The sequence below is a fragment of the Moorena sp. SIO4A5 genome, from assembly GCF_010672005.1.
Classification (GTDB): Bacteria; Cyanobacteriota; Cyanobacteriia; order Cyanobacteriales; family Coleofasciculaceae; genus Moorena.
Genome location: NZ_JAAHHZ010000172.1, coordinates 1 through 11,226 on the forward strand (window position 1 = coordinate 1; position 11,226 = coordinate 11,226).

Here is an 11,226-nt window from a genome sequence, read left to right on the forward strand (position 1 = left end):
CAGAGTTTAACTGTTTTGTCCCTACTAGCCGTAGCGATAATTTGGCCATCGGGACTGAAAGCGATACTCCTGACCACATCCTTATGGTCAGATAGGGTGTGCAGTAACTTACCATTCTTATTCCAGATTTTGGCAGTCTTGTCTGCACTAGCGCTAGCAATAGTCTTACCATCAGGGCTGAAGCTAACACCCCAAACCCAACCGGTATGACCAGTCAGAGTTCGCTGCAATTGACCGTTTAAGCTCCAGATTTGGATAGTGTTGTTCTTGCTAGCGGTAGCAATAGTCTGACCGTCGGGGCTATAACTGACGTTGTAAACGGTATTCTCATCCCCTGTGGGAATAGGGAGTTCATTACCGTATCGACTCCAAAGTTTAACCGTGTTGTCAGCACTAGCGCTAGCAAGGGTCTGGCTGTCGGGGCTGAAATTAACGCTCCATACCGTACTTTCATGACCGGTAAGGGTTTCGAGTAGCTGGCCATTTCGATTCCAAAGTTTGACGGTATTGTCAGCACTAGCGCTAGCAAGGGTCTGACCGTCGGGACTGAAACTGATGGTAGTCACAGTACTTTGATGACTTTCATGGTCATCGGTTCCCAATGTCTGATACCGAGTACCGTCAAGTTTCCAGAGTTTGACAGTTTTATCCTTACTACCAGTAGCAATCAGTTTACCTTTGGGACTGAAACTGACGCTGAAAACCGCATCCTCATGGGCTTGTATGGTTAGAGGCTTTCTCTTGTACAAGCCATTCCGGTCTCTACGCCAGAGTTTAACCGTTTTGTCAAAACTCCCGGTTGCCAGCACCTTGCTATCGGGGCTGAAACTAATACTGAGCACTGCTTTATCATGGGCTTTGAAGATTTGGGGTTTTTTGCCTTCGAGGCTCCAGATGATAACTTTTCCATCCTCGCTAGAAGCAGCAAGGCTTTTGCGATCAGGGCTAAAACGCACGCTCCAAACTAAATCAGTATGCCCTGTCAGGGTTTGAATATACTTACCATTCCGTTGCCAAACTTTAACAGTTTGATCTTTACTAGCGGTAGCAATCAACTTCCCATCAGGACTGAAGGTAACACTCTTGATTTCATCCTTATGTCCATGCTTTCCTGCTAACGTGTAGAGTTGTTTGCCTTCCTTGGACCAGATTTTGACAGTTTTGTCGGAACTAGCCGTAGCAATTAGCTCACCGTCGGGACTGAAACTAACAGTGTTGACTGTATTATCATGACCTTCTAAGCGATTGCGCTCTCTAACCCCATAAAAGGCTTGCTGTAGAGAACTCATCGCTATATCCTTAGTGTCAGAGCTGACCCGAACTGACCACTTGAGTTTTTTTCCTGCCTGTAAGGCATCTTTTAGTGGATCGAGGGCATGATTATTCGAACCGTAAAGGGCTTCTGAGGATTTAATCAAAGCTGTGATTTCGTTGTTTCTAGCAAGAGCCCAAAATATAGCAGCAGAAACGGTTGAGACCGCTAACATGCCAACTAGAACAATGGAGCCGGTCAGTGCTATCTTCGACTTCTGTAACCGGGCTTGAGAAAGCCGATGTTGCTCTTGGACTTCCTTAAGTTTGGCGAGTAATTCGCTATCTTGCTGCTGGCGAATCACAGAAACTAGATAATCATGAACCAGTTGATAGCGGTTAAGGGGACTTTCTCGTAAGAGCACCACTAATCCTGATTCGACTAGGATATTTAAGACTAAATCTAACTGGTCTATTTTTTCTATCGCTAAATCCACTGCCAAGGATTTTAAGTCTTTTTCCAAATCCTGGCGGGTCTTAGGCGGGCGGGTGTTATTTTCTTCAGTTAGTAAATACAAGATCAGTTCAGCAGCTTTTTCATTCTCGGAGCCACAATCTGCGATCACTTCTTGCAGGTAACGCTGCACCAATTTTTCTTTAGGACCTTTTCTCCGATAATGAGCTAGGGTAGTAATTCCTTCAGTCTGTAGTTGAGCTCCTACTATCTGTAATTCAATGGGACGAACTTCTCCTTCACTGCTACCTAGTTCCTGCACTAAGGTGTTTACTAAGGCTTCTTCTAAATAAACTTGAGAGCGCTCGGTTAGTCGTTGAATAATAGATTTAGCATCCTCTAGGGAGAAATTACCTAAATAATAAAGAATAGTTTTGTTGAGAATATTATTGTTGATTGAATCAAAATTTTTATGACGAATTCCCTGCAACAAAAAATACAAATCATTTTCCCGTAATGACAAGATAACCTTGACGAAAGGAATCTGAAGACACTCCCGGAAAAAATCAAAGAAGCGTTTTCTTTCAGTAGGATTATCCGAAATCAAGAAAAACTCTTCAAACTGGTCAAAAATCAGCACCGTTAGCAAATTGCTATGTTCATTTTGTCGCAATTGCTCTAAAAGGGTTGAATGTTGCAGGTTAGTTTGGGTTGAATGTTGCAGGTTAGTTTGGGTTGAATGTTGCAGGTTAGTTTGGGTTGAATGTTGCAGGTGAGAAGACTGCTGTGAACCTTGGCCTTTCGGCCACGCTTTCGCCGTAGGCGACGCTCCGCGAACGCGAACAACCTTCAACGGGTCAACCTTCAACCCAGAAAACCCTTCACCGTTCAACGGGTCAACTTCCAACTGAGAAGATGCTAAGGATTTCCAGACTTCCCTGACCCAATCGGTGTAAACCCTTACCAAAATTGGTACGACATCACGGGTTCCAATTACCTTAGTTTTGAGAGTGGGGACTAATCCAGCTTCTAGCAGGGAACTCTTACCTACCCCTGACTGACCGTAAATCACTGTCAGTTTGTGCTGGGTGCTGCCAATACGTTCCACTAAGCGCTCTACATCGTTCTGACGTACAGAAGCAGTGATTTCCTCCGCAGCAGTTTCCTGCTCTAGGAGTAAGGTAGAAGTTTGGCGTAGATGAGGTTTAAGCCGACCAGGTCCGATAAAGGCACGGAAACCGTACTGCTGCTCAACGGAGAATCGTTCTTGTTTGACCCGAAAGGCTTCTAGATACTGCTTTTGCCGGAAATAAAGCGTCCGCAATTTTTCCAAAATGCGAATATAAAGTTGTGGGGCATCCATTGGACCGGTTTCCTTAGCCCTTTCCAGGATAGTGATCGCCTCCTCCGACTGACCCAAATGCCCCTTCGCTTTAGCCAGAAGCAGTAGATAGGACATTTGATACTGTCCGGAGGTATTAGTTAACCGTGTTAGGAGTTCTAAAGCTTTCCTAGCTGCTTGCTGAGCGCCCATCCAACGGCAGTCTTGAAGGGCGACTGCAGCGATAAATCCATAATCTTGAGACAGTTGCAGTGAATTTCCATAGGTTCTGTGCAGTACCAGGGAGCGTTGCGCCAGACCTTGTAAGTCTTTCCAAGCTTCCAGTCGTTGTAGGGTTTCGCCAAGTTTAGTAATAAACTTGGCGATTAAATCTGGGCGTTTTGCTTGTTCAAATGTATCGATACATTTTTGAAAATACCCTCTGGCTGTGATCCAGTGGTGACGAGTTTGGGAGCGATTGAGTTCAGCCAGGTTCAGATAACACAAACCGATATGAAACAGCAGTAGAGCTTGACGTTCTACTGGTGAAGGGGTTGAGGGGTCTCTCGGCAACGTCCGGAGGGAAGTAGGTATTTGGGTAGTTCGACCCAGTCTGGAGGTAAAACTAGTCTGCTGTTGTGTTTTCTGCTGTTGTGTTTCGCAGCTCCTAGATTGCTGCTGCCAAAAGGCTAAACTTTGCTGATAATACTCTAACGCCTGTTCGATCTGACCATTAATATAAGCTTCTCGACCAAGGACAAATGGCAAACTAGCTTCTTGGGTTATGTCTAAGACATCTCCACGAGTTTGCAAATCCCTCAAAGCTGAGTCCAATTCTCGGCAATAGCTGGAACCGAAAATAGCGGTATTGGGTAGGAACTGATCCCCACCGGCATCCAAAATACGAGTAAATAAATAACTCTCTCGCTCTGCTAGAGCTTCAATCAATTGACTAGAGGAGAGGACAAAATCTGTGCTTGTTGCCCAACTCTCTAAATCTGGCACAAACCGAATCAGCGTTTGCAATACCTCGTCATTTACCCATAACACTAGAGGGAAGGGGCAATGCTTGCGAAACTCCTCCCGCACTTGGTTGGTAGTGATTAGTACTTGCGACCGGTTGCTCAGGGACTCTAAACCAAAGACCATCACCGCAGCTGGCTGTTGATCCCCTAGCTGCTCCAAGATAGTGGTATAGAGACTCTTAACCTTAACCGACTGGTTCAGGTATATTTCCTGGAACTCAACAGCACAGACTTGCCGCAACTTCCGGACAATGTACTCCTGTAAAGCTTCATAGTTGCGGCGGGCTAAAATCAGGGAAAACTCCCCTTGGGACGTCTCAATCGCCCAGGCGAGTTCCTGCATTGAATTAAAGTTGTAGGCATCCGCATCTTCTACGCGGTATAAGCTAGGCATGATTTGAATCCTTCCGCTTCTGCCAAAATGGGATTAACGTCAAACCAAGACCCATCTTGGTCTCGGTACTCATAGACGAACATGCTGCGGATCAAGACTTGGTAACCTTCATCTCCAACTACCTTCTTGTGTTTAGCAACATGACACAATAGTTCCCACTCATCGTCTGAGATGGGTAGGGTTAGTTCATTGCGGCGGTCTCGAATTACAGTTTCTAACATGCCTTGAGACAGAGGTAATCGTCTTTCTTTCTTGATCCAGGTACTGAGGAACCGGAGCAAATTCCGCACATGACCCCCGCTAGCGTAACACAGGCGGTCTAAAGTGTCAGGGGAGTCGAACACCTCTTTTACTCTAGCAAGACGCGACCCAGGCTCTAAATCAGGGAAGGCTCTAGCGAGTACCATTTGTCGCAGCAGAGCCATGCCCTGTTCATGGGGAGTGCCATCTCGTAACCTTACCGGTACCATTGGTAACACTTTGGGATCTACCACAAAGCGTTGAGTCAAGGCACTATAGTCATTAGAAAATCGTAGCGCTAGGGGCATGGTATAGACCACATGACAGTGTAACCCCTTTAACTGGGCTCCGCGATCCACAAATAGATATTCCGGCTGATCACGTCCCCAAGGCTTCTGGGAAGCATCCACCCGATCGAGGTTATCTACAATTACCACTAGCCCTTGTTTCCCCACTTGTTGGAGGTTTGCGATCGCAGGTTCGAGCAACTCTTGGTTAATCACTTCTAACAACCGATTGGTTTGAGGTTCGAGATATTGCCGTAACCGACTGCGCAGATCCGGGCTATCCTTAGCCTTAGCCGTAATCTCACCAATCCCAACGGCTAGGGAAACCGCCCCCTCCGTGTCTACTCCAACCTCACCAATCCCAGGAACTCCTACCCGACCGCTTAATTCAATTTCAGTGAGCAATAGTTTAGCCGCACCTGCCAGTAATTTTTTAAAGCCTTTCGGTTCACCTAGCTTAATTTTGTCTAAGCTTTCACTGACTCGACGAGCAATAGCGAGTAAAATGTCACCAACATCTACATCTCCCATTTCCAAGTCTTGAGAAGACTCAAAATAGACCACGTGAAAGTCAGCTTCTTCCAATTCCGCTTTCAGCCGCAGTAATTCCGTAGATTTACCACAACCAATATGTCCAGTAAATAGCTCACAGGTCGGCTCATCCATGGAGAAGAAGGTGATATTGTCCTTCAACTCTTCAATGATCTTGCCCCCTCGCACTGAGGAAAAATCGATATAATAATTAAGGTCTTCAGGCTGTTCTACCGTTAAGGTTTTGCTGGGATTACAGGCTTTATATAATTTTTGGATGTTTACTGTCATAGGTTTCCTTTCTCATTAGTCATTACTCATATTATCTGGCCCCAAGTTTAAAATTTACCTGTCAAGGTAGGGAATCGGGAATCGGAACCCACCCCTAACCCCTCCCAGGATGGTAACGGGAATCGGGAATCGGGAACAGGTAAAAGTCATAAAATTTGAGGATTTTATAACTGATTATATATCCAATACTATTAGTCATTAGTTAGTTTGGCTTAGTTTTTTTTTATTATGTTGTGACTAATTATGGGATTATGATTTACTTGTTATTCCCCATTCCAGTTTATCACTTCCTCTAGGTATCAGTGTAGGAATTGTGATAATTTTTGATGCCATATTCCCTGCTCCCTACTCCCTACTCCCTGCTCCCTACTCCCTGCTCCGCTGTTCCCTTTGCTATAACAATTTCAAACTGTAACTGATGGCTGTCTATAAAATCATGGGTAAAATGATCGACGACATTGGTATCAGCAAGTTCCAAATTGTAGAAATCTATAAATTCTTGGTCAAAATAGGGACCAGCATGCCAAGTTCCTACTTCTAATTTAATAAAGCAGTTACCTGGAATCCGAAAAGCGGCGATATCCTCTAAAACTGGTTGGTCATCCTGAGTGGGAGGAGCTACAGCCATGAACCAGTCTTTCCCTTCTAGAGAACCGAGACACTGAGTACATTGGACGTGGCGAGTAATTTTATCAAACTTACGACCTTTGTGGTGTAGCCGCATGATATAAAACCGGGATGTCCCATTGTCGAGGTTTAACTGAGCATCATCTTGATCATAGGGTTTGCCATCTTCACTGGCAAAGATGACTTGACCGTAGGGCTGAAAGTTCTCTGATGTCACCCATTCCGCGTGTAGTTTTTGAATCGTCTTGACTTTACTCATCCTTAGGCTCCAGCGTCAGTAGTTAAGAATTAACAGCTTATTGATTTTAGCTTGTGCAAGTGCCTTGCTGTTACTCTGGCAACTATTCTTTACTCTTTTTATATGATATCCTTTATAGGGGATTTAAAAAAATCATCAGTTTCATCTTTATGGTTAGGGTTGGCGTCCATTATTTATATTATAGTCGATTAATCTATCTCTATTAATCTCTAACTATAAAAATAGTATTGGATATAATATTTAATCAAGCCACTAATCGGACTTAATAAAAAAGGTTAAAATACCTTTATTTTCCCATTCAAAATGCCCTAACTATTAAGGTTAATTTATGACTTTTATTGGCTCAAACCAAGACAACGTGCTCTATCGCTTCTGGAAACTGGCGATCATCAATATTCTGTCTAATCTGACGGTACCCCTTGCGGGTTTAATCAGCGTGGCTTTCTTAGGTCATTTAGATCAAATCCGCCACTTAGCTGGAGTCGTTATCGCCACTATCCTGTTTAACTTCATCTACAAAAGTTTGGGGTTTTTACGGATGGGAACTACTGGAGTAACCGCTCAAGCCGTCGGACGAAATGACCGAGATGCTATGTTGCTGGTGGGACTTCGTAATGGCTTAATTGCTCTGATTTTAGGTGTAGTTATCTTAAGTTTACAGTATCCTATTAGAGAGCTGGGATTTGCTCTGTTAAGTGCTACACCAGATGTCAAATTTTCCGGTATTGCCTATTTTAACGCTCGGATTTGGGGAGCTCCGGCAACATTACTCAATTTTGTAGTCATTGGTTGGTTTCTCGGTAGAGAAATGAGTGGTAAGGTTTTGCTGTTGTCCATTATCGGTAACTGCGCTAATATAGTTTGCGATTACTTCACTATTATTCGGTGGGGTTGGGAAAGCACTGGCGCTGGATTATCGGTAGCAGTTAGTCAATACGTGATGGTTTTAGTGGGACTAGTTTTAGTGACGCGAGAAATCCAGTGGCAAGAGCTAATATCAGTAGCGAGGCGAATTTGGAACTTGTCGGAAATAATAGCTACTTTTACCCTAAATAGTAATCTTTTTATTAGAACCTTAGCGATTATTTTTACCTTGTCTATTTTTACCAATATGAGCTCAGCTTTGGGTACCACAATCTTGGCGGAAAATGCTTTAATATTAGAGGTGTTCATGCTGGCTGCTTATTTTATTGATGGATTGGCATTTGCTACTGAAACTCTGACGGGTAATTTACAAGGTAAGGGAGCAAAAGAGCAGTTATTCCCTTTATTGAGAATGGCTGGAGGAAGCTGTTTGCTATTAGGAATTAACCTTGCTTTCCTGTTTATGCTGTTTCCCCAGACACTCTTTGGCCTGTTAACAAACCACACTGAGGTGATCGAATCTATTACTGTCTATGTTCCTTGGTTACTCCTGGTGTTAGGGTTTGGTTCCATTGCGTTTATGCTGGATGGTTATTTTCTGGGCTTAGCCGCAGGACAGACCTTACGTAATTCTACCGTAATCGCCTTGGTGGTGGGATTTGCACCTATGGCTGTGGCGTCTTGGCAGTTTCAAAGTGTTCATCTTCTTTGGTTAGCTTTATCCTTGTTTATGGCAGGAAGAGCGATATTACTGGGCGTAAAGTTACCAAGCACCTTGAAGTGAAATATAGGGTTTGTATTTGAGATGTAAACCTATAGCAATTATCATAGCTATGAGGTAAAATTTTATGGATTTTAGGGAACAGGGAACAGGGAACAGGGAACAGGGAAGAGAAAAGAGGGAACACGTAAAAAATCCTGTGTATCTCATTAGGTTAAAAACCGCTATATAGGGTTTGTATTTTAGATGTAACGTAAGCATTCAACTATCAGCCAATGGCTGAATGCTTAGGATGTAAACATAAATGAGATACACAGAATTTTTTCCCTACTCCCTACTCCCTACTCCCTACTCCCTACTCCCTACTCCCTACTCCCTACTCCCTACTCCCTAAAACCTGTGATGGAATAAGCAAACCTATGGCAAGAATTTAAAGAAGTATGAAGTATCAAGGATTAATTGTAAAGGATGAAGTATCAAGGATGAAGTATGAAGCATGAACTATCAAGATAGAGGGAATTGTAGATGGCTCGTCAACGTTGGGCTTCAAGAACAGTATTTCTCCTCGCAGCAGTAGGTTCTGCAGTTGGCTTAGGGAATGTGTGGCGCTTTCCTTACCTAGCTGGGAAATACGGTGGGGGAGCATTTTTAGTCCCTTACCTGATCGCTTTAGTCCTAATTGGGGTTCCACTGTTGATGCTGGAATTTGCGGTAGGACAAAAAATGCAACGGGGAGCCATAGGCTCATTTAGGAAATTACACCCCAATTTCGGCAGTCTCGGTCTGTTTGCCCTGATGTCAGCCTTTATCATTGTCTCCTATTATGCAGTTGTGATGGGCTGGAGCTTGATTTACTTTCTGGCATCCTTTGGGGTCAAGTGGTCGAGGGATGCTAAAAGCTACTTCTTTGATAGTGTTCTGCAAATCAGCGATGGGGTCAATGTATTAGGTGGTATCAACTGGCCAATCTTATGGTCCCTAGTTGTAGTCTGGGTCTTGATTTATTTCTGTGTTTGGAAAGGCACGACCAGTGTGGGCAAAGTCGTTGTCTACAGCGTTCCACTTCCAATTATTTTACTGGGGGTATTGCTATTACGAGCAGTAACTTTACCAGGTTTCCTCAATGGCTGGAAACTCTATCTTACTCCAGTTTGGAGTGCATTAGTTGACCCGGAAGTTTGGACAGCTGCATTCTCACAGATTTTCTTTACCTTATCTCTGGGATTTGGAATTATGGTGACTTATGCTAGCTACAAAAACTCAGAGGATGACATTGCTAAAGATACCTGGTTCACTGCCTTTATCAACAGTGGTATCAGCTTATTTGCGGGTTTTGTGGTGTTCGGAATCTTAGGATATATGGCTGGAGAAACTAACACCCCCTTGGCAGAGCTGGCTGCTTCTGGTCCAGGTCTAGCGTTTGTGGTTTTTCCGGAAGCTTTAAGCTTAATGCCCTTGCCTTGGCTGTTCAGTCTGCTGTTTTTTGTGATGCTGCTTTCCCTAGGCATCGACAGCGCCTTTTCCCTAGTAGAAGCTTTGAATGCGACTATCCTCGACAAACAACAACAGGGAAATGTTGCTAAGGTTTCAATTGGGGTTTGTCTAGGGGGATTTATTGCTGGAATTATTTACACTACCAGAGCTGGATTATATATTTTATATATCGTATATCATTTTGTTACTAACTATAACTTGATGTTGGTAGCTATTTTCCAATCCATCCTAGTGGGATGGCTGTATGGTGCTGAAAAGCTACGACGATACATCAACCAAGTTAGTGATTGGAAGGTTGGGAAATGGTGGAATTTTTATATAAAATACCTGATTCCTATGGCTTTAGTCGCTTTGCTAGCAACCCAGTTTTCAAAAGATATTAGGACTCCCTATGAAGGATACCCAGCCTGGGCTTTAGGAATTGGCTGGGCAATCGTGTTTTTGCCATTACTTATTTTCCTGTCTTTGCTGGTCACAGACAAAACATTGATCAATGGGAGAACAGATTAGTTTTAATGATTAGTTTGTAAGCCGTCAGCCGTCAGCTGTCAGCTGTCAGCTGTCAGCTTAAAATAATATCAAGTCCGCTTGAATACCCATCATAAAAGTATGGGGAGGGTGGGGCGTGTGGGGAGATGGGGAGATGGGGAGATGGGGAGATGGGGAGATGGGGAGATGGGGGAGATTTTTATAAAGCGATGCAGCGCGGTCTTGGGGGTTTCCCCCATGAGCGACTGCATCAAGACAGGGTAATTATCCTGACATGATATAAACATCAATATTGATAGATTAATGAGAATGCAATCAATTTGACAATCAATTTGACAATCAACGGCGACTCACCAGCACAAACCCCCGTGTCTTTTTAGATTCTGAATCCTTAGTCGCCATTGCTTGCCACAATTCTTCAGCCTTGACCCAGACCGGAGGATATTTGTAACGAGAGACATCTAGGATCAGAAAACGGTCTGCTTCTTGGTTGTAGGCAGCTAAAGGAGAAATATGTCCCCCAGTTTTCTGAGCAATGGCTTTGCGTAAGTAATTGACTAAGACAAAATTTTCCGCTTCTTGCAAATTCTTTACCACTATGTTGCGAAACTGATCCAGGGTCAAATCACCACCATGGTAAACCTCTGCTCTAACTGGATAAGTTTCCAATAATCCTGCTAATTGTTCCAAAGTCATGCCCCGACGAGCAATCACCTCAGCCATGCGCACTTGCTCAGTTTTGGCATTCAAAACATTCTTCTGGGTGAAGCGGTTAGTCCTAAATTCCGGTGCCTCTGGAGCTTGAATTGATAAAGCATTTAGCACCATGACCATACTAGCTACTCCACAGTAAGCCAGGTTTTCCTGAGTGACAAACTGAATACTTAGGGGCAAATAGTCTTCTCGGGCTTGGCTTGCCATCAGTAACCTTTCTCCGTGATCGGAATCGAGGTTAATCAGATTTTCGGTCAGTGGAAT

The 11,226-nt window shown here is 43.9% G+C and carries 8 protein-coding genes; 3 read left to right on the forward strand and 5 right to left on the reverse strand.

The window, feature by feature from the left end; genetic code table 11:
- The 3 genes from F6K57_RS30570 to F6K57_RS30580 all read right to left on the reverse strand — a co-directional run.
- Positions 1-4,445: hypothetical protein (locus tag F6K57_RS30570; protein WP_293071938.1), on the reverse strand; the 4,445-nt coding region annotated here is incomplete at its 3' end.
- Positions 4,424-5,794 carry an AAA family ATPase gene (locus F6K57_RS30575; protein ID WP_293017972.1) on the reverse strand — a complete coding sequence of 457 codons (1,371 nt, stop codon included), beginning with the start codon at positions 5,792-5,794 and terminating at the stop codon, positions 4,424-4,426. The genes F6K57_RS30575 and F6K57_RS30570, both read right to left, overlap by 22 nt.
- A 352-nt stretch (positions 5,795-6,146) precedes the next feature.
- Positions 6,147-6,680: an ureidoglycolate lyase gene (locus tag F6K57_RS30580; RefSeq protein WP_075903997.1), complete on the reverse strand. Its 534-nt coding sequence runs from the start codon at positions 6,678-6,680 to the stop codon at positions 6,147-6,149.
- A 328-nt stretch (positions 6,681-7,008) separates the two neighbouring features.
- On the opposite strand from F6K57_RS30580, the gene gntT reads away from it, so the two are divergent.
- Positions 7,009-8,328: a guanitoxin biosynthesis MATE family efflux transporter GntT gene (gntT, locus tag F6K57_RS30585; protein ID WP_293071939.1), complete on the forward strand. Its 1,320-nt coding sequence runs from the start codon at positions 7,009-7,011 to the stop codon at positions 8,326-8,328.
- Here the strand turns inward: gntT and F6K57_RS30590 are convergent.
- Positions 8,308-8,475, reverse strand: a complete 168-nt coding sequence (locus F6K57_RS30590; protein ID WP_293037561.1) for a hypothetical protein — start codon at positions 8,473-8,475, stop codon at positions 8,308-8,310. The two genes, gntT and F6K57_RS30590, sit on opposite strands and share 21 nt — an antisense overlap.
- Before the next feature lie 315 nt (positions 8,476-8,790).
- On the opposite strand from F6K57_RS30590, the gene F6K57_RS30595 reads away from it, so the two are divergent.
- Together F6K57_RS30595 and F6K57_RS30600 are read left to right on the forward strand one after the other, a co-directional pair.
- Positions 8,791-10,269 carry a sodium-dependent transporter gene (locus F6K57_RS30595; RefSeq protein WP_293071940.1) on the forward strand — a complete coding sequence of 493 codons (1,479 nt, stop codon included), beginning with the start codon at positions 8,791-8,793 and terminating at the stop codon, positions 10,267-10,269.
- Positions 10,270-10,394: 125 nt separating this feature from the next.
- Positions 10,395-10,526 carry a hypothetical protein gene (locus F6K57_RS30600; protein WP_293037553.1) on the forward strand — a complete coding sequence of 44 codons (132 nt, stop codon included), beginning with the start codon at positions 10,395-10,397 and terminating at the stop codon, positions 10,524-10,526.
- A 61-nt stretch (positions 10,527-10,587) separates the two neighbouring features.
- On the opposite strand, the gene F6K57_RS30605 is transcribed toward F6K57_RS30600, so the two are convergent.
- The coding region (locus F6K57_RS30605; RefSeq protein WP_293071941.1) for a phytochelatin synthase family protein at positions 10,588-11,226 on the reverse strand (639 nt) is incomplete at its 5' end.